The sequence below is a fragment of the Mycobacterium sp. NGS50 genome, assembly GCF_059812545.1.
In genome coordinates this window covers 296,287-323,280 of sequence record NZ_JCALCW010000001.1, presented here as the reverse complement: position 1 = coordinate 323,280, position 26,994 = coordinate 296,287, and the positions used below count along the sequence as shown (strand labels likewise).

Annotated in this window: 14 protein-coding genes; 10 read left to right on the top strand and 4 right to left on the bottom strand. The window is 71.1% G+C overall.

Annotation, left to right across the window (positions count from 1 at the left end; genetic code table 11):
• Positions 1 to 123 precede the first annotated feature (123 nt).
• Complete coding sequence (locus AC5Y36_RS01600) at positions 124 to 756, bottom strand: hypothetical protein (protein ID WP_500039104.1); 633 nt, start codon at positions 754 to 756, stop codon at positions 124 to 126.
• A 54-nt stretch (positions 757 to 810) separates the two neighbouring features.
• On the opposite strand from AC5Y36_RS01600, the gene AC5Y36_RS01595 reads away from it, so the two are divergent.
• On the top strand, positions 811 to 1,701 hold the full coding sequence (locus AC5Y36_RS01595) for a phosphoribosylaminoimidazolesuccinocarboxamide synthase (RefSeq protein ID WP_500039103.1): 891 nt from the start codon (positions 811 to 813) through the stop codon (positions 1,699 to 1,701).
• Positions 1,698 to 3,851, top strand: coding sequence for a S9 family peptidase (locus AC5Y36_RS01590; RefSeq protein WP_500039102.1), 2,154 nt, complete (start codon positions 1,698 to 1,700; stop codon positions 3,849 to 3,851). Before AC5Y36_RS01595 ends, AC5Y36_RS01590 begins: the two co-directional genes overlap by 4 nt.
• Here the strand turns inward: AC5Y36_RS01590 and AC5Y36_RS01585 are convergent.
• Both AC5Y36_RS01585 and AC5Y36_RS01580 read right to left on the bottom strand, forming a co-directional pair.
• Positions 3,780 to 4,226: a DoxX family protein gene (locus tag AC5Y36_RS01585; protein WP_500039101.1), complete on the bottom strand. Its 447-nt coding sequence runs from the start codon at positions 4,224 to 4,226 to the stop codon at positions 3,780 to 3,782. The genes AC5Y36_RS01590 and AC5Y36_RS01585 overlap by 72 nt on opposite strands.
• Positions 4,227 to 4,441: 215 nt before the next feature.
• Complete coding sequence (locus AC5Y36_RS01580) at positions 4,442 to 5,989, bottom strand: DHA2 family efflux MFS transporter permease subunit (RefSeq protein WP_500039100.1); 1,548 nt, start codon at positions 5,987 to 5,989, stop codon at positions 4,442 to 4,444.
• A gap of 86 nt (positions 5,990 to 6,075) precedes the next feature.
• Here AC5Y36_RS01580 and AC5Y36_RS01575 point away from each other — a divergent pair, with 86 nt between their 5' ends.
• Genes AC5Y36_RS01575 through AC5Y36_RS01565 form a run of 3 tightly spaced genes read left to right on the top strand, consistent with a single transcriptional unit; the run spans position 6,076 to position 9,006 of the window.
• Positions 6,076 to 6,573, top strand: coding sequence for a glutathione peroxidase (locus AC5Y36_RS01575; protein ID WP_500039099.1), 498 nt, complete (start codon positions 6,076 to 6,078; stop codon positions 6,571 to 6,573).
• 59 nt (positions 6,574 to 6,632) lie between these two features.
• A complete protein-coding gene (locus tag AC5Y36_RS01570) occupies positions 6,633 to 7,337 on the top strand; it encodes a DUF2334 domain-containing protein (protein WP_500039098.1) in 705 nt (234 codons plus the stop codon).
• Between the two features lie 25 nt (positions 7,338 to 7,362).
• Positions 7,363 to 9,006 carry an FAD-binding dehydrogenase gene (locus AC5Y36_RS01565; RefSeq protein ID WP_500039097.1) on the top strand — a complete coding sequence of 548 codons (1,644 nt, stop codon included), beginning with the start codon at positions 7,363 to 7,365 and terminating at the stop codon, positions 9,004 to 9,006.
• A gap of 75 nt (positions 9,007 to 9,081) precedes the next feature.
• Here the strand turns inward: AC5Y36_RS01565 and AC5Y36_RS01560 are convergent, their stop codons facing one another.
• Positions 9,082 to 9,720: an MBL fold metallo-hydrolase gene (locus AC5Y36_RS01560; RefSeq protein WP_500039096.1), complete on the bottom strand. Its 639-nt coding sequence runs from the start codon at positions 9,718 to 9,720 to the stop codon at positions 9,082 to 9,084.
• 29 nt (positions 9,721 to 9,749) lie between these two features.
• On the opposite strand from AC5Y36_RS01560, the gene AC5Y36_RS01555 reads away from it, so the two are divergent.
• From AC5Y36_RS01555 to AC5Y36_RS01535, 5 genes are all read left to right on the top strand, one after another.
• Positions 9,750 to 10,412, top strand: a complete 663-nt coding sequence (locus AC5Y36_RS01555; RefSeq protein WP_500039095.1) for an ATPase — start codon at positions 9,750 to 9,752, stop codon at positions 10,410 to 10,412.
• A 42-nt stretch (positions 10,413 to 10,454) separates the two neighbouring features.
• Complete coding sequence (gene purS / locus AC5Y36_RS01550; protein WP_500039094.1) at positions 10,455 to 10,694, top strand: phosphoribosylformylglycinamidine synthase subunit PurS; 240 nt, start codon at positions 10,455 to 10,457, stop codon at positions 10,692 to 10,694.
• Positions 10,691 to 11,365 carry a phosphoribosylformylglycinamidine synthase subunit PurQ gene (gene purQ / locus AC5Y36_RS01545; protein WP_500039093.1) on the top strand — a complete coding sequence of 225 codons (675 nt, stop codon included), beginning with the start codon at positions 10,691 to 10,693 and terminating at the stop codon, positions 11,363 to 11,365. Before purS ends, purQ begins: the two co-directional genes overlap by 4 nt.
• Before the next feature lie 226 nt (positions 11,366 to 11,591).
• Complete coding sequence (locus AC5Y36_RS01540; protein ID WP_500039092.1) at positions 11,592 to 22,598, top strand: hypothetical protein; 11,007 nt, start codon at positions 11,592 to 11,594, stop codon at positions 22,596 to 22,598.
• 436 nt (positions 22,599 to 23,034) lie between these two features.
• Complete coding sequence (locus AC5Y36_RS01535) at positions 23,035 to 26,988, top strand: PE family protein (protein WP_500039091.1); 3,954 nt, start codon at positions 23,035 to 23,037, stop codon at positions 26,986 to 26,988.
• Positions 26,989 to 26,994 lie beyond the last annotated feature (6 nt).

Here is a 26,994-nt window from a genome sequence, read left to right as displayed (position 1 = left end):
GGCTCGAACCGATAACGGCGGCATTGCCACACCGGCAGCTGATGCAGGACCGGGCGTTGCCCTGGGTCAGTGACGGGGTGCCCAAACGAAGTGACCTCCATCAGGCCAATGCGCAGACAGGCACTAGCCGGCGGCAGCGCGCCGAAAGCGCTGGATCCCGGCCGAGCGCAACTCCAGGGCGGCCAGTCCGCGGATCGTGGCGGGATCCTGGTGCCGCCACGCCCCGACCGGGTCGGGGTTGACGGCCGCGAGCCTACGCAGCGGCCGGTTCGTCAATGCCCGCAGGGCCAGCAACTCCTCGCCGGCCGGGGTGGCGGCCAGTGCGAGCACCATGCGCTTGCGGCGGAAGAAGCGCAGCCGCAGCACCAGCCACGGCATCGCGACCGCGGCGATCGGGGGAGCGGCCACCGCGATCGCCAGCACCACCGCCAGCCAGCTGGCCGTGGTGTCCAGGGTGTGGCCGGCCCCGGCAATGTCGAGGGCAGCCGAACTGGCCGCGGTCAGTGGTTTGGCGAGGGCGTCACCCACCAGTGGGATGTGGTCTGCGCTGTTGCCGGCCGACTCCAGATTCTCCGCGACGCCATCCGCGCCGCTTTTGACCTGGCTGCCGACGTCGGCGATGGTGGCGATGGCGCTGTGCACCGCCAACCCCACCAGCACCCACACAAAGCTCCACACCGCGACGGCGACATCGCTGAACAGTTGGGCCAGCAGCCGGCCCGGTGAGGTGGAGTAGGGCAAGAACCGCGATCTCATGTCCTTGATCCCAGCACACGGGAGGCCGTTCGGCTGGCCCGATAGGCTGGCCCGATGCCACGTCCCGCATTGTCTGACTACGAGCACATGGCCAGCGGCAAAGTACGTGAGCTCTATCGGGTCGATGACCAGCATCTTCTGTTCGTCGCCAGTGACCGGATCTCGGCGTACGACTACGTGCTGGACAGCCAGATTCCGGACAAGGGCCGCATCCTGACCGCGATGAGCGTGTTCTTCTTCGACCTCATCGACGCCCCGAACCATTTGGCCGGGCCACCGAACGACCCGCGGATCCCCGCCGATGTGCTGGGCCGCGCGCTGTTGGTGCGGCGCCTGGACATGCTGCCGGTCGAATGCGTAGCCCGTGGCTATTTGACCGGATCGGGTCTGCTGGACTACCAGGCCAGTGGCGCGGTGTGCGGTATCGGTCTGCCGCCCGGGCTGGTTGAGGCCAGCAAGTTCGATGCCCCGCTGTTCACCCCGGCCACCAAAGCAGATCTCGGCGACCACGACGAGAACATCTCCTTTGACCGGGTGGTCGAGTTGGTTGGCGCCACGCGGGCCGAGGAACTTCGCGAGCACACCCTGCGGACCTATGCGCAGGCCGCCGACCACGCATTGACGAAGGGAATCATCATCGCCGATACCAAATTCGAGTTCGGGATCGATCGAGCGGGCAACCTGGTGCTGGCCGATGAGATCTTCACCCCCGACTCGTCGCGGTACTGGCCTGCTGACGACTACCGGGAGGGGGTGGTGCAGAAGAGTTTCGACAAGCAGTTCGTCCGAAACTGGCTCACCAGTGCTGAATCCGGATGGGACCGTTCCGGCCCGGTGCCGCCACCGCCACTGCCGGCCGACGTCATCGAGGCGACCCGGGCCCGCTATATCGAGGCCTACGAACGGATTTCCGGTAAGCGTTTCGCAGACTGGATCGGCGCATGACGGACATCGCGGGCACGCCGCCGGCGGCCAAACGGGTCGACAGCGTCCGCACTCATCACGGCGACGCCTTCGTGGACCCGTACGAGTGGCTGCGCGACAAGTCCGACCCCGAGGTGATCGGATACCTGGAGGCCGAGAACACCTACGCCGATGCCGCTACGGCGCATCTGGAGCCGCTGCGCCAGAAGATCTTCGACGAGATCAAGTCGCGGACCAAGGAGACCGACCTGTCGGTGCCGACCCGCCGCGGCGACTGGTGGTACTACGGGCGCTCCTTCGAGGGCAAACAGTACGGGGTGCACTGCCGATGCCCGGTGGGTGACCCCGCCGACTGGAATCCGCCCGTCCTCGACGAACACACCGCCATTTCGGGCGAACAGGTGCTGCTCGACGAGAACGTGGAGGCCGACGGGCACGAGTTCTTCTCGCTCGGCGCGGCCAGTGTCAGCCCCGACGGGACGGTATTGGCCTACTCGGTCGACGTCGTGGGCGATGAACGGTACACCCTGCGGTTCAAAGACTTACGTACCGGTGACCGTTATGCCGATGAGATCGTCGGCATCGGCGCCGGAGTGACCTGGGCGACCGACAACCGCACGGTGTACTACCTGACCGTCGACGCGGCGTGGCGGCCGGACACGGTGTGGCGGCATCGTCTCGGCGCCGGACTGCCCGCGGAGAAGGTTCATCACGAAGCCGATGAGCGGTTCTGGCTGTCGGTGGGCCGCACCCGCAGCGACGCCTACGTGATGATCGCGGCGGGCTCGGCGATCACCACCGAGGTCCGATACGGTGATGCGGCCGACCCGGCGGCGCAATTCACCACGGTGTGGCCGCGTCGCGACGGCATCGAATACTCGGTGGAGCACGCCGTCGTCGGCGGCGAAGACCGGTTTCTGATCCTGCACAACGACGGTGCGGTGAACTTCACCCTGGTGGAGACGCCGGTCAGCGATCCGCTGCAGCAACGTACCCTGATCGCGCACCGCGATGACGTGCGCCTCGACGGTGTGGACGCCTTCGCCCGCCAACTGGTCATCAGCTACCGGGGTGAGGCGCTACCACGAATCCAGTTGTGGCCCATCGGCCCCGACGGCCGGTACGGCGCACCCGAGGAGTTGTCGTTCGACTCCGAGCTGATGTCCTCCGGCTTGGGCGCCAACCCGACCTGGGATGCGCCCAAACTGCGGATCGGTGCGACGTCGTTCATCACCCCGGTCCGGATCTACGACTTGGATCCGGTCACCGGGACACGCACCCTGCTGCGCGAGCAGCCGGTGCTGGGCGACTATCGGCGCGACGACTACGTCGAACGACGAGACTGGGCCCAGGCCGCCGACGGCACCCGCATCCCGATCTCGATCGTGCACCGCGCCGGCATCGAATTCCCTGCCCCGGCACTGCTGTACGGATACGGCGCCTACGAGATATGTCAGGATCCCCAGTTCTCCATCGCGCGACTCTCACTGTTGGACCGGGGCATGGTGTTCGCCATCGCACACGTACGCGGCGGTGGCGAGATGGGCCGGCTGTGGTACGAGAACGGCAAACTGCTGGAGAAGAAGAACTCGTTCACCGACTTCGTCGCGGTGGGGCAACATCTGATTGACACAGGGGTTTCCGGGTCAAAACAGCTGGTGGCCCTCGGCGGAAGCGCCGGCGGACTCTTGATGGGTGCGGTGGCCAACCTGGCTCCGGAGCTGTTCGCCGGGATCCTGGCACAGGTGCCGTTCGTCGACCCATTGACCACCATCCTGGATCCGTCGCTGCCGCTGACGGTGACCGAATGGGACGAGTGGGGAAACCCGTTGGCCGACAAAGAGGTGTACGACTACATGAAGTCGTACTCGCCCTATGAGAACGTCGCGGCTCGCGAGTACCCGCCGATTCTCGCTATGACATCGCTGAACGACACCCGGGTCTACTACGTTGAGCCGGCGAAATGGGTTGCCGCGCTGCGGCACATCAAAACCGACACGCATCCTGTGCTGTTGAAAACCCAGATGAGCGCGGGCCACGGCGGAATCAGCGGGCGCTACGAGCGTTGGAAGGAGACCGCCTTCCAGTACTCCTGGCTGCTAGCCGCCGCCGACGGCAACCACGACGGTCGCAGCCAGCAAGACGACCTCGATGGCGGTGCGCAGCCCTAGGTCCGTGGTCATCGAGTCGGGCGGGTTGGGCATCCGGCTCGCATAGACGTTGGCCGGGAACATCGACAGCATCAGCACCAGCAGGCACACCGCGGCCGCCACGCGGGTGGGCGGCAGCAGCAGTCCGACGGCGCCGAGGAGTTCCAGCATCCCGGTGACGGTGACCAGCAGCCCTGGGGCGGGCAGCGTCGGCGGCACGATCGCGACCAGGTCGGCCCGCAATGGCGGGGCGAAATGAGCCACCCCGGTGACGGCGAACATGACGGCCAATCCGACAGCGATCGCCGTGGTCCAGCCGTCGACGTAGTCGACGCCCAACCGGCCGGCGATCCACGCGGCGAGGCTGCCGACCAGCAGTGCGATCAGCGGAGCCATGGCACCCCCCATCTAGTCAGTGGCACGTTCTGCAGAGGAACGCTACGCCCGCGGCCGCACACCTGGTCGCCGAACGCGGCGTCGACCGGGGTGTGTCGCTGCGCGAACCGGCGCGCGAGCAGGGGTGTCGCATGCGGCTCCGGCGCATCACGTCACCGCGCGCCGCGCGATGATTTTAGCAGCTCATTGCCGCTGATACCGCTGCGGACGTGGAGCTAGCCGGCCGAGTTAGCACCCTGAACGACGCGCACGCGCTGGCCGACGCCGCCGGCGCCGAGTTGGCGGCCTGCTCGCTGGTGCGCGGATTTGCCATGCCCTGGCTCAGCGCCGCGGTCGCCCCGCGCGTCACGGCCGATGTTCCGACCCGGATGGCCGCGACGCCGTTCGACGGCAAGGTGAGCGGGCGACACCGCGACAGGTGTCCTCGGCAGGAGCATGGCGGGCAGACAGGCCAACGCCATCAGCGCCGCCGCCGCCGCGTACACCACCGGGTAAGCGTGGGAGACGTTGGCGATCACCGACATCAGGGCGGCGCCCAGGGAAGCGGCCACCTGCAGGTTGACGTTGAGCAGGGTTGCGCCGCGGGCCACCTGGTCGGGTCGCAGCGCCTGCATCGCTGCCGCCGGCAACGGCACCAGCGTGCAGCCGACGCCCATACCCATGATCAGCAGTGCGCTCAGCAGGGTCGGCTGGTAGGCCAGGTGGTTGGCCAGCCCGTAGCTCAACAGGCCCATGCCGAAGGTGGTCAACGCAATACCGATCAGCACCACCTTGGCCGGACTGCTCTTGTCGATAAGGTGTCCGGCGATCGGTACCACCAGCATTGCGCCCAGCCCCTGCGGAACCACGTGCAGCCCCGACTCCCCGGGCGTCTGGTGCAGCAGCTGCTGAAAACAGGTCGGTAGCAGCATGATCGCACCGAAGACAGCCGCCTCCGAAACCAGCATCGCTGAATTGGCCAGCACCACCACGCGGTTGGAGAACAGCCGAAGGTCGATCAACGGATACGCCGAGCCGGACAGCGCGTGGTGCACAAAGCCGGCGATCAGCACCAGGCCGACAGCCGCGGGCAGGTAGACCCGTGGGGTCGTCACCGTCCCGCACCCAGGAATCGACGAAGCCCCGAACAGGAACGCCGCCAAACCCGGTGACAACAGCAGCATTCCGGTGACATCCAGGGATCGGGGTTGGGCCGGGCGGTCGGTGGGGAACGCGATCGCCGCCAACGCGAACACCGCTACCCCGATCGGCACGTTGACCAAAAAGATCCACTGCCAACCCGCAGAATCAATCAGCCAGCCGCCGAAGACCGGTCCGCAGATCGGTCCGAGCAGCGCCGGTACGGCCAGTGCGCCCAGCATCCGGCCCAGCCGCTGCGGTCCGGCGGTGCGCGTCAGGATCGTGTGCTTGAGCGGCAACAGCATGCCGCCGCCCAGGCCCTCAATGACACGGAACACGATGAGCAGTGCGATATTCGGCGACATTGCGCACAGCAACGAGCCCACCGAGAAGCACATCGCAGAAGCCATGAAGACGCGTTTGGTGCCGAAACGCTCGGCTGCCCAACCGGCCATCGGGATGACGGTGGCCAGCGCCAGCGTGTAACCGGTCATGCTCCAGGCGGCAACCGCCAGGGTGGTGTGGAACGTTTCGACGAACGTGCGCTGGGCCACCGCCACGACAGCGATATCCAGGACCACCATCAGGCGGGCCAGCGCGCACACCCCGGTGATCCGCAGCAGATCGCCAGCACGCCGCGCCACACCGTCAGGCTAGGGATCGCTTCTGAGAGAAGGCCTTGAAGCCGTGCCCAGGTTGCTGGATGTTCATGCCCAGGTAACCTCGCGCTATGACCGACTCGCCGCTGACCACCATTCCGCTGACCACCCTGGACGGCACCGCGACCTCGCTGGCCGATTACGCCGACCGTGCCGTGCTGGTGGTCAACGTCGCTTCGAAATGTGGATTGACCCCTCAATACAGCGCCCTGGAACAGTTGGCGCAGGACTACGGCACCCGCGGACTGACGGTTATCGGAGTGCCGTGTAACCAGTTCATGGGACAAGAGCCCGGCACTGCCGATGAAATCGCAACCTTCTGCTCCACGACCTACGGCGTGACGTTTCCGCTGCTGGCCAAAACCGAGGTCAACGGTGACGGTCGTCACCCGTTGTACGCCGAGCTGACTCAAACCCAGGACGCGGACGGGCAAGCCGGCGACGTGCAGTGGAACTTCGAGAAGTTCCTGATCGCGCCGGGGGGAACGGTGGTGAACCGATTCCGGCCGACTACGGTGCCCGACGCGCCCGAGGTGGTCGCGGCGATCGAGGCGGTTCTGCCCAACTAGCCGCCCGCCGTCCGCCTGTACGTCACCATCTGGACATATGTGCTGATCAGACTGGTGTCGTGAGTGGACAACTGATCGTGTCGGTATCCGGGATCGGTGCGCGGACCTGCGCCGATGTGGATGACTTCTGCGCGCAGATGGATGCCCGGGGCGTCCCGGTGTCGCTGCTGGTCGCGCCGCGACTCAAAGGGGACTACCGGCTGGAGAGCGACCCGCGCACGGTGGCGTGGCTGAGCGGACGCCGCGCCGGCGGGGACGCGATCGTGTTGCACGGCTACGACGAAGCCGCCACCAAGAACCGCCGAAGCGAATTCGCGACGCTGCCCGCGCACGAAGCCAACCTGCGGCTGATCGGCGCCGACCGGGCGCTGGAACGCCTGGGGTTGCGCACCCGGCTGTTCGCGGCTCCCGGCTGGGCGGTCTCGCCGGGGACCGTCGATGCGTTGCCGCGTAACGGCTTCCGACTGCTGGCCGGGCTGCACGGCATCACCGACCTGGTGGCAGGCCGCACCGTTCGTGCCCGGGTCCTCGGCATCGGAGAAGGCTTCCTGACCGAACCCTGGTGGTGCCGGATGCTGGTGCGCTCGGCGGAACGCACCGCGCACCGCGGCGGGGTGGTGCGGGTCGCGGTCGCGGCGCCGCAACTTCGCAAACCCGGCCCGGTGCAGGCGATGCTGGACGCCGTGGACCTGGCGCTGCTGCACGGGTGTGAGCCGACCGTCTACCAATGGCGTTCCGGACCGGCGGCTCGCTCCGCGGCATAAATGGGGCTCGTTACTCTATGGCGTCATGGATGCTGACGCCATCATCGTCGGAGCCGGGCTGGCCGGCCTGGTGGCCGCGTGCGAACTGGTGGACCGGGGCAAGCGGGTACTGATCGTCGACCAGGAGAACGCCGCCAACCTGGGTGGGCAGGCGTTCTGGTCGTTCGGTGGGCTGTTCTTCGTCGACAGCCCGGAACAACGTCGGCTCGGGGTGCGCGACAGTCACGAACTCGCCCTGCAGGACTGGCTGGGCACCGCGGCGTTCGACCGACCCGAGGACCACTGGCCGCGCCAGTGGGCACACGCCTACGTCGACTTCGCGGCAGGGGAGAAGCGTAGCTGGCTGCGTGCCCGGGGGCTGAAGATCTTCCCGCTGGTCGGCTGGGCGGAACGCGGCGGCTATGACGCGCGCGGGCACGGCAACTCGGTGCCGCGGTTCCACATCACCTGGGGTACCGGACCGGCGCTGGTGGAAATCTTTGCGCGCCGGCTGCGGGGGCAGTCCAAGGTCCGTTTCGCGCACCGCCATCAGGTCGACGAGCTGATCCTCGAGGCGGGTGCGGTGACCGGCGTACGCGGCAGCCTGCTGGAGCCGTCAACCGAACCGCGTGGGGTGGCGTCGACGCGAAACATCGTTGGACAGTTCGAGTTCCGTGCCGCCGCGGTGATCGTGACCAGCGGCGGAATCGGTGGAAACCCGGATCTGGTGCGCAAGAACTGGCCCCAGCGGATGGGGCGGGTGCCCGAGCAGTTGCTGGTCGGAGTGCCCGCCCACGTCGACGGTCGGATGATCGGTATCGCCGAAAGCGCTGGCGCGCAGGTGATCAACCGGGACCGGATGTGGCACTACACCGAAGGCATCACCAACTACGATCCGATCTGGCCGAGCCACGGCATCCGGATCATCCCGGGCCCGTCGTCGCTGTGGCTGGATGCTGCCGGTGCCCGGCTGCCCGGCCCGCTGTATCCCGGCTTCGACACGCTGGGGACGTTGGAACATATCGCCCGCTCGGGCCATGACTACACCTGGTTCATCCTCAACGAGAGAATCATCGAGAAGGAGTTCGCGCTATCGGGTCAGGAGCAGAATCCCGACCTGACCGGACGCAGTCTGCGGCAGCTGGCGTCGTCGCGGGTGAAGTCCGGTCCGACGCCTCCGGTGCGGGCCTTCATCGACCGCGGCGTCGATTTCGTCTCCGCGAATTCGTTGCGCGAGCTGGTGACCGCGATGAATGGCTTGCCCGGCGTGGTGCCGCTGGATTACGCGACCGTGCAGGAGGAGGTCACCGCGCGTGACCGGGAGGTGGTTAATCGGTTCAGCAAGGACGGTCAGATCACCGCGATCCACGGCGCCCGCGCGTATCTGGGTGACCGGCTGGGCCGGGTGGTGGCGCCGCATCGGCTGACCGATCCCAAGGCCGGGCCGTTGATTGCGGTCAAGCTGCACATCCTGACCCGAAAAACGTTAGGCGGCTTGCATACCGATTTGGAGTCCCGGGTGCTCAAAGCCGACGGCACCGCATTTGCGGGGCTGTATGCGGCCGGTGAGGTCGCGGGGTTCGGGGGCGGCGGAGTGCACGGCTACCGCGCCCTGGAGGGCACCTTCCTGGGTGGCTGCATCTTCTCGGGCCGTGCAGCCGGTCGCGGTGCGGCCGCTGACATCGCCTAGCAGTGCTGTGGCGAACGTGAAGTTAGTTTCGTGTTCGTCGCCCGGTGTGAACCTACCTTCACGTTCGGCGGGTGCTCAGAAGGCGACCGAACTTTCCTGCGGCAGCACCCGGAAGTCGGTGTCGGTCATCTCGGCCAGTCGACCGTGGTAGATGCCGCGCGCGTCGGGGGCGATGATGCCCTGGTGGATGGGTACCGCGCTGCGCGGGGCCACCGCCCGCAGATAGTCGACCGCCTCGGAAATCTTCATCCACGGTGCCGCGGCCGGCGTGGCCAGCACATCGACCGCTTCGTCTGGAACGAACAGCGCGTCGCCGGGATGCATCAAACGGGCCGGGTGTTCGTTGTCACCCACCAGGTAGGAGATGTTGTCGATCAGCGGGATCTCCGGATGGATGACGGCGTGCCGACCGCCGACCCCGCGCACCCGCAGCCCACCGATACCGAACTCGTCGCCGGCGTGCACCGGCTGCCAGGGCGCACCCAGTTGTGCGGCGGTCTGCGGGTCGCAGTACAGCGCCGCACCCGGGTTGGCCTCCAGCAACGCCGGCAGCCGCGCGGTATCCACGTGATCAGGGTGCTGGTGGGTGATCAGGATCGCGGCCAGGCCGCTGATGCCCTCGAAGCCGTGGGAGAAATTGCCGGGATCAAAAAGCACGGTCGTGTCGTCGAAATCGGCAAGGATGCAGGAATGGCCGAAGTGCGTCAGTTGCATGCCTACGATTGTGCGCCCGGGGAGCGCGGATGCGGCTGACCATGGTGGCGGTGCTGGTCGCGGCGGGGTTGGCAGCGGCCGGGGCCGCGCACGCCGACCCGGAGACCTGCCCGACGACGTGCGATCGGATCCCCAACTCGGCCTGGATCGACCCGTCGGCCATACCGCTGAACGCGGCATACAACTGGCCGGCACCGGCGACGGTCGCCAGTGCGCTGACCGGATCGGCGGCACGGTTCCGGTTCGAGTCGTTGTGCGCAAGCCCGCCGACACCGCAGGATCCACGTGACTCCGCGCTTGCCGCGCGGGCCACCGTCACCAAGCCCGAAGGCCAGTGGCAGTTGCAGGTTCAGGTGCTGCATTGGCGCGGGGACGCCTGGCGCGGCGGCCAACTGGCCGCAACCGTGCTCGAGGCGGCCCGTACCGCGCTGCGTGGCTGTCAGCGTGGGGTGCCGTCGCAGTCGCCGTCGCTCACCACCGACGAGTCCAACCGGCTGGCCGCGGTGATCAGCGGGCCGGTGGTCATGCACACCTACCTCAATGTCCACCCGTGGAGCAGCACCGTCAGCGAACTCACCTTGTGGTCGTCGTCACCGGCGCAGGCGGACTGGCCGGTGCTCGCCGACACCGCGGTCTTCGACGCGCTGACCAGCCCGCTGTGCGTCGCTTACCTCGGTTCCTGCGACCGGTAGAGTTGGCGCCGACCGTTAGACAGTCAACAGCGAGGAGCGCCGGTGGCCCGGGTGGTGGTGCATGTAATGCCCAAGGCCGAGATTCTCGACCCGCAGGGTCAGGCCATTGTCGGCGCGTTGGCGCGCCTCGGCCATGGCGGAGTCTCAGATGTCCGGCAGGGTAAGCGGTTTGAGCTTGAGATCGACGACGCCGTCGACGACGCTGCGCTCGCCGAAATCGCCTCGTCGTTGCTGGCGAACACGGTGATCGAGGATTGGACCGTGACCCGGGAGGGCCAGTGACGGTTCGGGTCGGCGTCATCACCTTTCCGGGGACGCTCGACGACGTCGATGCCGCCCGCGCGGTGCGGTTGGCCGGTGCGGAGGCCGTCAGCCTGTGGCACGCCGACGCCGACCTGAAGGGTGTCGACGCCGTGGTGGTGCCCGGCGGCTTCTCCTACGGCGACTACCTGCGAGCCGGTGCGATCGCCCGGTTCGCCCCGGTGATGGGCGAGCTGGTCGCAGCCGCAGACCGCGGCATTCCGATTCTGGGTATTTGTAATGGCTTTCAGGTGTTGTGTGAGGCAGGGCTGCTGCCCGGCGCGCTGACCCGCAACGTGGGCCTGCATTTCGTGTGCCGCGACGTGTGGTTGCGGGTGGCATCCACCCAGACAGCGTGGACGTCGCGGTTCGAACAGGACGCCGACCTGTTGGTGCCGCTGAAATCCGGCGAGGGCCGCTACGTGGCCTCCGAGCGGGTGCTTGATGAGTTGGAGGGCGAGGGCCGGGTGGTCTTCCGCTATCTCGACAACGTCAACGGCTCGCAACGCGACATCGCCGGCATCAGTTCGGCCAACGGGCGCGTCGTCGGGCTGATGCCGCACCCCGAGCACGCCACCGAGGCGCTGACCGGTCCCTCCGATGACGGGCTCGGCCTGTTTTACTCCGCGCTGGACGCGGTGCTCGCCGCCTGACCCGTCGTTATTGACGGTCGTCAAATACTTACGAATTAACTGAGAATCCCCAAGCGCTAGCTGGTGCTTGCTAAAGCATGCACTTCTGCAGCTAGCCAGCGGTTTTTCCGGTTTGCGTTCGATTATCAATCTTGGAATATCCAACGCTACACTTAGCGGAATTTTAGGTCGCGCTCACTTTCAAGGTGGTGCCCGGCCGTGGTTTCTCGCCGCAGGAGGCTTTGGAATGGCAGGGAAGAAGCACGGTGCGAAGCCGCGTCGGTCGCGTGAGGGCATGGTCGCCCGGCGGCGGGCAGTGGGTGCTGCTTCCGCGGTGGGCGCCTTTCTTACCTTCGGGTTGTCGCCCCTGGCCAGTGCGCCGCCGGCGCACGCCGACGAACTCGACTTCGACTGGCTGATGGACCTCTTCACGCCGGCGGTCGACACCGGGGTCGACCCGACCGCTGGGCTGGATTGGACGGCGTGGGATGTCACGGGTGTCGACGAGGCTGCCGCGTGGGCGTTGCCGGCGGCCAGCGATCCGATCACCTTCGCGACCATCATGGACGACTGGGTTTACACACCGTGGCACAACCTCGCCGAATCGTGGATTCACGACCCGTTCGGTCAAGTGGTCAATGGCTTCATCAACACCATGTTCGGCCAGTACCTGATCGGTGACGGCGCCGACGGAACCGCGCTGCACCCAGACGGCGGCGCCGGCGGCGCATGGTTCGGTGACGGCGGCGCGGGTTACGACAGCTTGTTGCCGGGAGTCGCCGGCGGCAACGGCGGTGACGCCGGACTGTTCGGCAACGGCGGCGCGGGCGGCGACGGCTACGACAGCCTGCTGTCCAATGTCAACGGCACCGATGGTGGCGACGGTGGCGCGGGCGGGACCTTCATGGGTGTCGGCGGTGCCGGCGGCGCGGGCGGGGAGGGCTTCAACACCCTGACCACGCTGGGCGTTGCGAGCAACGCCGGCAACGGTGGTGACGGCGGCGCCGGCTTGGGCTGGATGTTCGGTAACGGCGGTGTCGGCGGCGCCGGTGGCGCCGGGGGCAACGGAGCTGATGGCCTGACCGCGTTGGGTCTCAGCGGCCCGTCCGGCGGCAACGGTGGCATTGGCGGAAATGGCGGTGCCGCCAAATCCTGGATCGGTGACGGTGCCCGCGGTGGTGCTGGCGGCGCCGGCGGATCCGGCGGTAACGGCGGGTCGGGTGTGCTGGGCGGCTTCGCCGGCGGCGAGGGCGGTGACGGGGGCATCGGCGGTGCCGGTGGCAACGGTGGTTCGACGGTTCTTGGTGTGGTCGGCGGCGGCGGCCAGGGTGGGGCCGCCGGATCGGGCGGCAACGGCGGCGACGGCTCGAGCGGCATCTCGTCGGTGCAGGCCGACGGCGGCGACGGTGGAGCGGGCGGTAATGCCGGCACGGCTGGTGTCGGCGGCTTCGACGGCGCCGGCCACAACCAGGCTGCGACCGGGGATGCGAGTGCGTCAGGTGGTCACGGCGGTAAGGGCGGGGACGGTTTCGGCACGCTGACGGCGATCGGCACCGCAGGCAATGGCGGTAATGGTGGTGCCGGCGGCAGCGGTGGTGCAGACGGCAATGGCGGCAATGGTGGCGCTGGCGGTAATGGTGGCAGTGGTGCCAATGGTCTTGCGGCGCTGGGTGAGAACGGTCCGGACGGCGGCAACGGCGGTGCCGGTGGTGCGGGCGGTGCGGGCGGCACGCATTCCGGTAATGGTGGCAATGGTGGTGCCGGCGGTGATGCCGGCGATGGTGGTTCCGGTGGCTCGGGTGTGCTCGGTGGCGGCCCGCTGGGCGCCGGCGGGGACGGCGGCAACGGCGGCACGGGTGGGACTGGCGGACAGGGTGGTGCATCGGCTCACGGCACGGTCGGTGTCGGTGGTGTTGGTGGTGCGGCCGGGTCCGGTGGCGATGGTGGTGATGGGTCGGATGGCAGTTCGTCGCTGATCGCTGACGGCGGTGCCGGCGGTGCGGGCGGTAACGCGGGGGCGGCCGGTGCCGGAGGGCTGAACGGTGCCGGCGTTAACCAGGCAGCGTCTGGTGACGCCACCGCCTCGGGTGGTAGTGGCGGCAACGGTGGTGACGGTTTCGGCACCATCACTGCGGTCGGCACGGCCGGTGACGGTGGTGCCGGTGGTGCCGGCGGCAGCGGCGGTGCGGACGGTAACGGCGGCAATGGTGGTGCCGGCGGTAATGGTGGCAGCGGTACCAATGGTCTTGCGGCGCTGGGTGAGAACGGTCCGGATGGCGGTAACGGTGGTGCCGGCGGCGCGGGCGGTGCGGGCGGCACGCATTCGGGCAATGGCGGTAACGGTGGTGCCGGTGGTGATGCCGGCGATGGTGGTTCCGGTGGCTCGGGTGTGCTCGGTGGCGGCCCGCTGGGCGGCGGCGGGGACGGCGGCAACGGCGGCACCGGTGGGACTGGCGGACAGGGTGGTGCGGCCACCAACGGCACGGTCGGTGCCGGCGGTGTTGGTGGTGCAGCCGGCTCCGGTGGTGATGGTGGTGACGGTTCGGATGGCAGTTCGTCGCTGATCGCTGACGGCGGTGCCGGCGGTGCGGGCGGTAACGCGGGGGCGGCCGGTGCGGGTGGGTTCGACGGCAATGGGGCTAACCAGGCAGCGTCTGGTGATGCGAGCGCCAATGGTGGTAATGGCGGTAAGGGTGGTGATGGTTTCGGCACCATCACTGCGGTCGGCACGGCCGGTGACGGTGGTGCCGGTGGCGCTGGCGGCAGCGGTGGCGCGGACGGTAACGGTGGCAGTGGTGGTGCTGGCGGTAATGGTGGCAGCGGCGCCAATGGTCTTGCGGCGCTGGGTGAGAACGGTCCGGACGGCGGCAACGGTGGTGCCGGTGGTGCGGGCGGTGCGGGCGGCACCCATTCCGGTAACGGTGGCAATGGTGGTGCCGGCGGTGATGCCGGCAATGGTGGTTCCGGTGGCTCGGGCGTGCTCGGTGGTGGGGCGCTCGGCGGTGGCGGTGACGGCGGTAACGGCGGCGCCGGTGGCGCCGGCGGCCAAGGTGGCACGGCCGCGCACGGCACGGTCGGGGTTGGTGGCGTTGGTGGTGCGGCTGGGTCCGGTGGTGATGGTGGCGCAGGCTCCGACGGCATCTCGTCGGTGCAGGCCGACGGCGGCGCGGGCGGTGTGGGCGGCAACGCAGGTGCGGCCGGTGCCGGAGGGCTGAACGGTGCCGGCGTTAACCAGGCAGCGTCTGGTGATGCGAGCGCCAATGGTGGCAATGGCGGCAAGGGTGGTGATGGCTTCGACACCATCACCGCCCTGGGCACCGCCGGCAATGGTGGCGCCGGCGGAGCGGGCGGCACCGGTGGGGCGGACGGCAACGGCGGCAACGGCGGTGCCGGTGGTGCAGGCGGTGACGGCGCCAACGGGTCTGCGGTCCTCGGCGAAGACGGCCCCTCCGGTGGCAATGGTGGTGCAGGCGGCGCTGGTGGTGCCGGCGGCACGCATTCCGGCAATGGTGGTAACGGTGGTGCCGGCGGCGACGCCGGCAACGGAGGCGACGGCAGTTCCGGCGTGCTGGGCGGCGGCCCGCTCGGTGGCGGCGGTGACGGCGGTAACGGCGGCACTGGTGGTGCCGGCGGCGATGGTGGTGCATCGGCTCACGGCACGGTCGGTGCGGGTGGTGTTGGTGGTGCGGCCGGCTCCGGTGGTGATGGTGGTGACGGTTCGGATGGCAGTTCGTCGCTGATCGCTGACGGCGGTGCCGGTGGTGCGGGCGGCAATGCGGGTGCGGCCGGTGCGGGTGGCTTCGACGGCAATGGGGCTAACCAGGCAGCGTCTGGTGACGCCACCGCCTCGGGTGGTAATGGCGGTAAGGGTGGCGACGGTTTCGGCACGCTGACCGCGGTGGGCACGGCCGGCGATGGCGGCAATGGTGGTGCCGGCGGCAGCGGTGGTGCAGACGGCAACGGCGGCAATGGTGGCGCTGGCGGCAATGGTGGCAGTGGTGCCAATGGTCTTGCGGCGCTGGGTGAGAACGGTCCAGACGGCGGCAACGGCGGTGCCGGCGGTGCTGGTGGCGCGGGCGGCAGCCACTCCGGCAACGGTGGTGCCGGAGGCAACGGTGGTAATGCCGGCAGCGGCGGTTCCGGTGGCTCGGGCGTGCTGGGCGGCGGCCCGCTGGGCGCCGGGGGCAACGGTGGCGACGGTGGCACCGGCGGCAATGGTGGGGCAGGCGGCGCCGCGACCAACGGAGTAGTCGGCGCAGACGGAAACGGCGGCGCTGGTGGCGCTGGCGGTGCCGGCGGCGACGGATCCAGCGGAGCCGACGTGTTGGGAACCAACGGAGCTACTGGCGGCAACGGCGGCGCCGGCGGCGCCGGTGGTGCGGGCGGCGGTAATTCCGGTAATGGCGGTGTCGGTGGCTCCGGCGGTGACGCAGGCTCCGGCGGTGACGGCGCATCAGGTGTCTTGGGCGGCGGCCCGCTCGGCGGCGGCGGTAACGGTGGGAACGGCGGCACGGGTGGGATTGGCGGACAGGGTGGTGCATCGGCTCACGGCACGGTCGGTGTCGGTGGTGTTGGTGGTGCGGCCGGGTCCGGTGGTGATGGTGGTGACGGCTCGGATGGCAGTTCGTCGCTGATCGCTGACGGCGGCGCCGGCGGTGCCGGTGGCAACGCCGGTGCGGCCGGTGCTGGTGGCTTCGACGGCAATGGCGTCAATCAGGCAGCGTCTGGTGACGCCACCGCCTCGGGTGGTAATGGCGGTAAGGGTGGTGATGGGTTTGGCACCATCACCGCGGTGGGCACGGCCGGTGACGGTGGTGCCGGTGGTGCCGGCGGCAGCGGTGGTGCGGACGGCAATGGCGGCAATGGTGGTGCCGGCGGTAATGGTGGCAGCGGCGCGAATGGTCTTGCGGCGCTGGGTGAGAACGGTCCGGACGGCGGCAACGGCGGTGCCGGCGGCGCGGGTGGCGCGGGCGGCACGCATTCGGGCAACGGCGGCGCCGGTGGTGCCGGTGGTGATGCCGGCAATGGTGGTTCCGGTGGCTCGGGTGTGCTCGGTGGCGGGGCGCTGGGCGGCGGCGGGGACGGCGGGCACGGCGGCACCGGCGGCAACGGCGGCCACGGTGGTGCGGCCGCGCACGGCACGGTCGGTGCCGGCGGTGTCGGTGGTGCAGCCGGCTCCGGTGGCGACGGGGGTGACGGCTCGGATGGCAGCTCGTCGCTGATCGCCGACGGCGGTGCCGGTGGCGCTGGCGGCAATGCCGGTGCGGCCGGTGCCGGTGGCCTCGACGGCAATGGCGCCAACCAGGCAGCGTCCGGCGACGCCAGCGCCAATGGTGGTAATGGCGGTAAGGGTGGTGACGGCTTCGACACCATCACCGCCCTGGGCACCGCAGGCAATGGTGGTGCCGGCGGTGCCGGCGGCAGCGGCGGCGCGGACGGCGACGGCGGCAACGGTGGCGCGGGCGGCGCCGGCGGTAACGGCGCCAGCGGCGCGGATCTGTTGGGTGCCAACGGTGCGTCCGGCGGCAACGGCGGCATCGGCGGCGCCGGTGGTGCCGGCGGCAGCCATTCCGGCAATGGCGGTAACGGCGGTCTCGGTGGCGACGCCGGCAACGGTGGCGACGGCGGCTCTGGCGTCGTAGGCGGGAACGCCGGCGGAGATGGAGGCAACGGCGGTGTTGGCGGTTCCGGTGGCCAAGGCGGCACGGCGGCTCACGGCACCGTGGGTGCCGGCGGTGTTGGTGGTGCGGCCGGGTCCGGCGGCAACGGTGGCGCAGGCTCCGACGGCATCTCATCGGTTCAGGCGGACGGCGGCAAGGGCGGTGCGGGCGGTAACGCCGGTGCGGCCGGTGCCGGCGGGCTGGATGGTGCCGGCGCGAACCAGGCGTCGTCCGGCGACGCGAGCGCCAATGGCGGCGATGGCGGTAACGGTGGTGACGGTTTCGGCACCATCACTGCGGTCGGCACGGCCGGTGACGGTGGTGCCGGCGGTGCCGGCGGCAGCGGTGGCGCGGATGGCAATGGCGGCGCTGGTGGTGCCGGCGGTAATGGTGGTAGTAGCGCGAATGGTCTTGCGGCGCTAGGTGAGAACGGTCCGGACGGCGGCAACGGTGGTGCCGGCGGTGCGGGTGGCGCAGGCGGCACGCATTCGGGCAATGGCGGCGCTGGTGGTGCCGGTGGTGATGCCGGCAATGGTGGTTCCGGTGGCTCGGGTGTGCTCGGCGGTGGTGCGCTCGGTGGTGGCGGGGACGGCGGTAACGGCGGCACCGGCGGCAACGGCGGCCACGGTGGTGCGGCCACCAACGGCACGGTCGGTGCGGGTGGCGTCGGTGGTGCAGCCGGCTCCGGTGGCGACGGGGGTGACGGCTCGGATGGCAGCTCGTCGCTGATCGCCGACGGCGGTGCTGGCGGCGCTGGCGGCAACGCGGGTACGGCCGGCTTCGGCGGACTGGACGGCAGCGGCGCCAACCAGGCAGCGTCCGGCGACGCCAGCGCCAATGGTGGTAACGGCGGTAAGGGTGGTGACGGCTTCGACACCATCACCGCACTCGGCTCGGCCGGCAATGGTGGCGCCGGCGGAGCGGGCGGCACAGGCGGCACGTACGGCAACGGCGGCAACGGCGGTGCCGGCGGCGCAGGTGGCAACGGCGCCAACGGGTCCGCGGTCCTCGGCGAAGACGGCCCCGCTGGCGGCAATGGCGGCGCCGGTGGTGCCGGTGGTATCGGCGGCACCCTTTCCGGTAACGGCGGTGCTGGCGGTATCGGTGGCGCCGGCGGCAACGGTGGCGACGGAAGCTCCGGTGTGCTGGGCGGCGGCGCCCTCGGCGGCGGCGGCGACGGCGGTGCCGGTGGACATGGCGGCACGGGCGGCGCTGGTGGCGCGGCGACCAACGGTCTCGTAGGCACCGATGGCGACGGCGGCGAAGGCGGCGACGGCGGCACCGGCGGCGACGGTTCCCACGGGACTGACCTGTTCGGTATCAACGGTGCATCCGGCGGCAACGGCGGTGCCGGAGGCACCGGCGGCGCCGGTGGCGGCAACTCCGGAAATGGCGGTGCCGGTGGTGTCGGCGGTGACGCCGGCAATGGTGGCGACGGCGGCTCAGGCGTCGCGGGCGGTAACTCCGGAGGCGACGGCGGCAATGGCGGCGTGGGTGGTGCCGGCGGTCAAGGCGGCACATCCATCAACGGCAGCGTCGGTGCTGGCGGCGTCGGAGGCGCGGCCGGCTCGGGCGGCAACGGCGGCGATGGCACCGACGGCATTTCGTCACTTCAGGCCGATGGGGGCACGGGCGGTGCTGGCGGTAACGCCGGTGCGGCCGGTGTCGGCGGCTTCGACGGGAACGGCGCCAACCAGGCGGCGTCGGGTAGCGGCACCGCGTCTGGTGGCAATGGCGGTCAGGGTGGCGATGGTTTCGGCACTCTGACCGCGGTGGGCACCGCGGGCGACGGTGGTGTCGGCGGTGCCGGCGGCAACGGTGGAACCGACGGCAACGGCGGCAACGGTGGTGCTGGTGGTGCTGGCGGCAGCGGCGCCAATGGCCTTGCGGCGCTCGGCGAAAGCGGTCCGGACGGCGGCAACGGCGGCGCCGGCGGTGCCGGTGGCGCGGGCGGCACGCATTCCGGTAACGGCGGCAACGGTGGCTCCGGTGGTGACGCCGGTGATGGTGGTTCCGGAGGTTCGGGTGTGCTGGGCGGTGGGGCGCTGGGCGGTGGCGGTTCCGGCGGCACCGGTGGCACCGGTGGTGTCGGCGGTAATGGCGGCGCGGCGATCAACGGCATCGTGGGTGCCGGTGGCCATGGCGGTGCGGCCGGATCCGGGGGCGACGGCGGTGACGGTTCCGATGGCAGCTCGTCGCTGATCGCCGACGGTGGTGCCGGGGGTGCCGGCGGCAACGCCGGCACGGCCGGTGCGGGTGGCTTCGATGGCAATGGCCAGAACCAGGCCGCCACCGGTGATGCAACGGCGTCCGGCGGTAACGGCGGCAAGGGTGGTGACGGGTTCGACACCATCACCTCACTGGGCACTGCCGGCAACGGTGGCGCCGGCGGGGCCGGCGGCTCGGGCGGCACCGACGGCGACGGCGGCAATGGTGGCGCCGGTGGTGCCGGTGGTGACGGCTCGAATGGTGCGGCGGCACTGGGCGCTAGCGGCCCGGCCGGCGGTAACGGCGGAGCCGGTGGCGATGGTGGTGCCGGCGGCAGCCACTCCGGTAACGGCGGCGCCGGCGGTGTCGGTGGGGCCGGCGGTGATGGCGGTTCCGGTGGCTCGGGTGTGCTGGGCGGCAACACCGGTGGTGCTGGTGGCGCCGGCGGCAATGGCGGTACCGGTGGTACCGGCGGAACGGCGACCAACGGGACGGTCGGTGCCGGCGGTCAGGGTGGCGCGGCCGGTAATGGTGGCACTGGTGGTGCCGGGTCTAACGGCATCTCCTCGGTGCAGGCCGATGGCGGCAAGGGCGGTGCCGGCGGTAACGCCGGGGTGACTGGTGCCGGTGGCTTTAACGGTGCGGGTACCAACGAGGCGGCCAGCGGCGCCAACGGCACCGGTGGCACCGGCGGCAAGGGCGGCGACGGGTTCGACACCCTGACGTCGCTGGGCTCTGCGGGCAACGGCGGCGCGGGCGGCGCCGGTGGTAGCGGTGGCGTCGACGGCAATGGTGGCGCCGGCGGTGCCGGTGGTACTGGCGGTAACGGTGCGGACGGGTTGGCGGCGCTGGGTGCCAGCGGCCCCAACGGTGGCAATGGCGGAGCCGGTGGTGCCGGCGGTGCCGGCGGCACCCACTCCGGTAACGGCGGCCACGGCGGCGTCGGCGGTGACGCCGGCGATGGCGGCACCGGTGGCTCGGGCGTCCTCGGCGGCAACACCGGTGGTGCCGGCGGCACCGGTGGTCACGGTGGCGTCGGCGGTAACGGCGGTGCGGCCACCAACGGCACCGTCGGTGCCGGCGGCCACGGTGGCGCGGCCGGGTCCGGCGGCAATGGCGGCGCCGGCTCGAATGGCATCTCCTCAGTCCAGGCAGACGGCGGCCAGGGCGGTAAGGGTGGCGACGCCGGTACGGCCGGCGCCGGCGGCTTCGACGGAAACGGCGCCAACCAGGCCGCGACCGGTGACGCGAGCGCCAACGGCGGTAACGGCGGCAAGGGTGGTGACGGGTTCGACACCATCACCTCGCTGGGCACCGCCGGCAACGGCGGCGCCGGTGGCGCCGGCGGTACCGGTGGCACCGACGGCAACGGCGGTAACGGTGGCGCGGGGGGTGCCGGTGGTGACGGCTCGAATGGTGCTGCGGCGCTGGGAGCCAGCGGGCCGGCCGGCGGAAGCGGCGGAGCCGGCGGTGCGGGTGGTGCCGGTGGCAGCCACTCCGGCAATGGCGGCAACGGTGGTATCGGTGGCGGCGGCGGTAACGGCGGTTCGGGTGGTTCCGGGGTCTTGGGCGGCAACACCGGTGGTTCCGGCGGTGCCGGCGGCAACGGTGGAGTCGGCGGCCAGGGCGGTGCGGCGACCAACGGCACCGTCGGCAACGGCGGTCAGGGTGGCGCCGCCGGTAACGGTGGTACCGGTGGTGCCGGGTCCAACGGCATCTCCTCCGTGCAGGCCGACGGCGGCAAGGGCGGCACCGGTGGTGCCGCGGGCGTGGTCGGTTCCGGCGGCCTCAACGGTGCCGGCGCCAGCCAGGCCGCCAGCGGTGCCAACGGCACCGGCGGCAACGGCGGCAAGGGCGGCGACGGCTTCGACACCCTCACCGGCGTCGGCACAGCCGGTAACGGCGGCGCGGGTGGCGCCGGCGGCAGCGGCGGCGTCGATGGCAACGGTGGGAACGGCGGCGACGGCGGTGCCGGCGGCACCGGTGCCGCGGGTGGTGCGGCATTGGGTACCAGCGGTGCGGCTGGAGCCAACGGTGGTGCCGGCGGTGCCGGCGGTGCCGGCGGCACGCACTCCGGCAACGGCGGCGATGGTGGTGATGGTGGTGCCGGCGGCAACGGTGGCACCGGCGGCTCCGGAGTCGTGGGCGGCAACACCGGTGGATCCGGCGGTGCCGGCGGCAGCGGCGGTGTCGGCGGCCAAGGCGGCACGGCCACCAACGGCTCCGTGGGCGCCGGAGGCCAGGGCGGCAATGCCGGCAACGGCGGCGCCGGGGGCGCCGGCTCCAACGGCATCTCGTCCGTCCAGGCCGGCGGCGGCAAGGGCGGCACCGGCGGTACCGCGGGTTCGGTCGGTGCCGGCGGCTTCGACGGCAACGGCGCCAACCAGGCCGGCAGCGGCGCGATCGGGACCGGCGGCACCGGTGGTCGCGGTGGCGATGGATTCGATGCCCTCACCACCGCCGGCACCGCCGGTAAGGGCGGCGACGGCGGCGCCGGCGGCTCAGGCGGCGTCTCCGGCAACGGCGGCGACGGCGGCGCCGGTGGCACCGGCGGTGACGGCGCCAACGGCACCGTCGGCGGATGGTTCGGCGCAACCGGCAACTCCGGCAGCAGCGGGGCTGCCGGCGGGAACGGTGGCGCGGGCGGTGCCGGCGGCACATTGGTGGGTAACGGCGGCAACGGCGGCACGGGTGGTTCCGGAGGCAATGGCGGGACGGGTGGGTCCGGCGCCGTTGCGGCCTGGGGCTCCTACAACGACGGTGGCCATAACGGCGGCGGAGGCTACGGCGGTAGCGGCGGTTCCGGTGGCGCTGCCGGCAACGGTGGTTCCGGCGGTACCGCTGCGAACGGCCTCGATGGCGCCGGCGGTAATGGCGGCACCGGCGGCAATGGCGGCAACGGTGGAACGGCCGCGGACGGCGCCGGCGGCATCCCCACCAACCAGACCGGCGGCACCGGCGGCATCGGCGGCCACGGTGGGAGCGCGGGTGCCGGCGGCATCGGCGGATCCTCCGGTGACAACGTCGGCGGCGTCGGCGGCGACGGCGGTCTCGGTGGCACCGGCGGGGCCGGCGGCGACGGAGGCAACGGGTACAACGACCACGTGTTGCTGCACGGCAGTGGCGGCGACGGTGGTGCCGGTGGCATCGGCGGCACCAGCGGCAACGGCGGTGCCGGCGGTTCGGGTATCACAACCGGCGCCGGCGGCGACGGACCCATTGGCGGCGCCGGCGGCACCGGGGGCTCCGGTGGCTCTAATGGGGGCGGCGGAACCCACAACGGCGCCGGCGCCAACGGCGGCACCGGTGGTACTGGCGGCATCGGTGGAGCCGGCGACCCGAGCGGCAGCACCGGCGGCATCGGGCCGACCGGCAGCCACGGATAGCTGACGCGGCGTGGCGAGGTACTGATCGATGGGTCGGTGCCTCGCCACGGCGTCGAAGGAGGCGTCCTTTAGCGAGCCGTCCATTCTTGACTGGCGTCGAAAACTTTGGAAAACCTGAGAGACTTCGGGAAGTGTCGGGTGCTAGCTATTGCTTGCAATCGCACGCACTTATACGTGGCCGCTCCCGAGGGCGGGAAACGTTGTCGGCGCAACCGAGTTCTCGGTGAAATACCTGTATGAAGGCATATTTACACTTCCGGCCGAGTTGTCACGCAATGGCGATGGGGGAGTCGCGGTGTCCGAGGGCCGGACAATTCGCCTTGTTTCGTTTTAAGTGTCGATCTTGAAAGTAATGACGCTACACTTAGCCGGATTTTAGGTAGTGCACACTTTAAATCAACCTTCACCACGCGTAATCACCGCAGGAGGCATTGGCATGGCTGGTAACAAGCGCAAGGTTGCTCGGCGCCGGGCGGTGGGTGCCGCTTCCGCGGTCGGTGCGTTCCTGACCTTCGGGTTGTCGCCGCTGGCCGGTGCCCCGACTGCGCGCGCCGACGGCTTGGACTTCGACTGGCTGATGGATCTGTTCACGCCTGCAGCCGACCCGACCGGTGGGCTGGAGTGGGCGGCGTGGATGGATCCGGCTTCCCTGGATGCCACCGACCCGTTGGCGGCGCTGCCGGCTGCCGGCGACCCGGTGACGATCTCCAGCCTCATGGACGACTGGTTCTACCAGCCCCTGCACACGATGGTGCAGGACTGGATCACCAGCCCGACGGGCCTGATCGTCGATACGTGGATCAACACGACGGCCGGCCAGTTTCTGATCGGCAATGGCTTGGACAGCATCTTGCCCGGAGTAGCCGGCGGCGACGGAGGACTGTGGCTGGGTGACGGTGGCCATGGCTACGACAGCCTGCTTCCCGGAGTCGATGGCACCGATGGCGGCGACGCCGGATGGTTCGGCGACGGCGGCGCTGGCGGACACGGCTACGACAGCATTCTGACCGGCCAAGACGGCACCGACGGTGGCGATGGCGGCGCCGGTGGCACCTGGATGGGTATCGGCGGTGATGGCGGCAGGGGCGGCGACGGCTACGACAACATCGTCCTCGGCCAACCCGGAACCGACGCCGGCAACGGCGGCAACGGCGGCGAGGGCCCGGGGTGGATCTTCGGTAATGGTGGCGCTGGCGGTGCGGGTGGCGCCGGTGGCCACGGCTTCAATGGACTGGCGGTACTGGGCGAGAACGGTACGAACGCCGGCAACGGCGGCAACGGCGGTGCCGGCGGGGCGAGCAAGAACTGGATCGGCGACGCCGGCCGCGGTGGTGCCGGTGGTGCCGGCGGCGACGGCGGAAACGGTGGCTCCGGTGTGTTGGGCGGCGGCGCGCTCGGCGGCGGTGGTGATGCCGGCAACGGTGGCATCGGCGGTACCGGTGGCAAAGGTGGGGCCGCAATCCTCGGCGTGACAGGCGCCGGTGGAGTCGGTGGTGCCGCGGGCAACGGCGGCGTGGGAGGCAACGGCTCCAACGGCAGCTCGTCGCTGATCGCCGACGGCAGCACGGGTGGCGCCGGCGGGAATGCCGGCGGCGCCGGAGTCGGTGGCCTCAATGGTGCCGGTGGTGGCCAGGCCGCTACGGGTGCCGTCGGTACCGGCGGTCACGGCGGTAAGGGCGGTGACGGTTTCAACACCATCACCGCGATCGGAACCGCGGGCAACGGCGGCGCGGGCGGCGCCGGCGGTACCGGTGGCCTCGACGGCAACGGTGGCACCGGTGGTGCCGGTGGGTCCGGTGGTGACGGCGCGAATGGGCTTGCGGCACTGGGCGAGAACGGTCCGGACGGCGGCAACGGCGGCGCCGGTGGCGCCGGTGGAGCCGGTGGCACCAACGCCGGCAACGGCGGCGTGGGCGGCGTCGGTGGTGACGCCGGTGACGGTGGTTCCGGTGGCTCGGGTGTGCTGGGTGGCGGTGCGCTCGGCGGGGGCGGCGACGGGGGTCACGGCGGTACCGGCGGCACCGGCGGTAACGGCGGTGCGGCCACCAACGGGACGGTGGGTGCCGGCGGGCAGGGTGGTGCGGCCGGCTCCGGTGGTGACGGCGGCAACGGCTCCAAGGGCAGCTCGTCGTTGATCGCCGACGGCGGCGCCGGTGGTGCCGGCGGGAACGCGGGCGCGGCCGGTTCCGGCGGCTTCGACGGCGCGGGAGCCAACCAGGCCGCGTCCGGCGACGCGACGGCCAATGGCGGCGATGGCGGCAAGGGTGGTGACGGTTTCAACACCATCACCGCGATCGGCACAGCCGGCAACGGAGGCGTCGGTGGCGCGGGCGGTACCGGCGGCACCGACGGCAACGGTGGCAACGGCGGCGCCGGTGGTGCCGGTGGTGACGGCGCGAATGGGCTTGCGGCACTGGGTGAGAACGGCCCCAATGGTGGCAACGGCGGCGCCGGCGGTGCCGGTGGCGCGGGCGGTACCCACTCGGGTAACGGCGGCAAGGGCGGTATCGGTGGTGACGCGGGCGACGGTGGTTCCGGTGGCTCCGGTGTGCTGGGTGGCGGCGCGCTCGGCGGCGGTGGCGACGGCGGTCACGGCGGTACCGGCGGCACCGGCGGTAACGGCGGTGCGGCCACCAACGGGACGGTGGGTGCCGGCGGGCAGGGTGGTGCGGCCGGCTCCGGTGGTGACGGCGGCAACGGCTCCAAGGGCAGCTCGTCGTTGATCGCCGACGGCGGCGCCGGTGGTGCCGGCGGGAACGCGGGCGCGGCCGGTTCCGGCGGCTTCGACGGCGCGGGAGCCAACCAGGCCGCGTCCGGCGACGCCACCGCGTCCGGTGGTAACGGCGGCAAGGGCGGCGACGGGTTCGACACCATCACGGCATTGGACACCGCCGGCAACGGCGGTACCGGTGGCGCCGGTGGTACGGGCGGCACCGACGGCAATGGCGGTCACGGCGGCGCCGGTGGCGCCGGGGGCGACGGTTCGAACGGCGCCGCGGCGCTGGGCAACGACGGAGCCTCCGGCGGAAACGGTGGCACCGGCGGTGCCGGCGGTGCGGGCGGCAGCCATTCCGGTAACGGCGGCGACGGTGGTACCGGCGGTACCGGCGGCACGGGCGGCAACGGCGGCTCGGGTGTCCTCGGCGGCAACACCGGCGGCGACGGCGGGCATGGCGGCACCGGCGGCAGCGGCGGCGAGGGTGGTGCGGCCACCAACGGCACGGTGGGTGCCGGCGGTCAGGGCGGCGATGCCGGTAACGGCGGCACCGGTGGCGCCGGCTCGAACGGCATCTCGTCGATCCAGCGCGACGGCGGCGCGGGCGGCACCGGTGGGACCGCGGGCTCGGCCGGTGCCGGCGGCTTCGACGGCGCGGGAGCCAACCAGGCCGATGGCGGCGCCGGAGGCACCGGTGGCGCCGGCGGTAAGGGCGGCGACGGCTTCGACTCCATCACGATCCTGGACACCGCCGGCCACGGTGGTCACGGCGGCACGGGTGGCTCGGGCGGCCTGACCGGCAATGGCGGCGCCGGCGGCGCCGGCGGCGCCGGCGGTGACGGCGGCGACGGGACGATCGGGCCCCTGATCGGCGCCACCGGCTTGAACGGCACCAGCGCTGGTGCCGGAGGTGACGGTGGTACCGGTGGTGCCGGCGGCACCCTGTCGGGCAATGGCGGCGCCGGCGGGACCGGTGGGTCTGGCGGGACCGGGGGCGACGGCGGCAGCGGTGGACTTCCGGCCTGGGGCACCTCCAACGCGGGCGGGGTGAACGGCGGCGGCGGATACGGCGGTGCCGCAGGCGCTGGTGGTGCCGGGGGTAACGGTGGCGCCGGCGGGACCGCGGTCAACGGACTCGATGGCGTCGGAGGCAACGGCGGCACCGGCGGCAACGGCGGCACCGGCGGGTCGGGTGCCACGGGCGCCGGCGGCATCCCATTCCTCCACAACAACGCCGGATCCACCGGCGGTGTCGGCGGCCACGGCGGCGCCGCGGGCGTCGGCGGCAACGGCGGAACCTCCGGCGACAACGTCGGTGGTGCCGGCGGTGACGGCGGTGTCGGCGGGACCGGAGGCCACGGCGGTGACGGCGGCAACGGCTACAACGACAACGTGACCCAATGGGGCAACGGTGGTGACGGCGGTGCCGGCGGCACTGGTGGCACGAGTGGTAATGGTGGCACCGGCGGTTCGGGTGCCACGACCGGTGCCGGCGGCGACGGTCCCAACGGCGGCACCGGCGGTGCCGGCGGATCCGGCGGCGCCAGCGGCGGCCATGGCACGAGCCCGGGCACCGGTGCCAGCGGCGGCAACGGTGGTGGTGGCGGCACCGGTGGCACCGGCAACCCGACCGGCAGCACCGGCGTCACCGGAGCTACCGGAACCCACGGATAGCGAGGA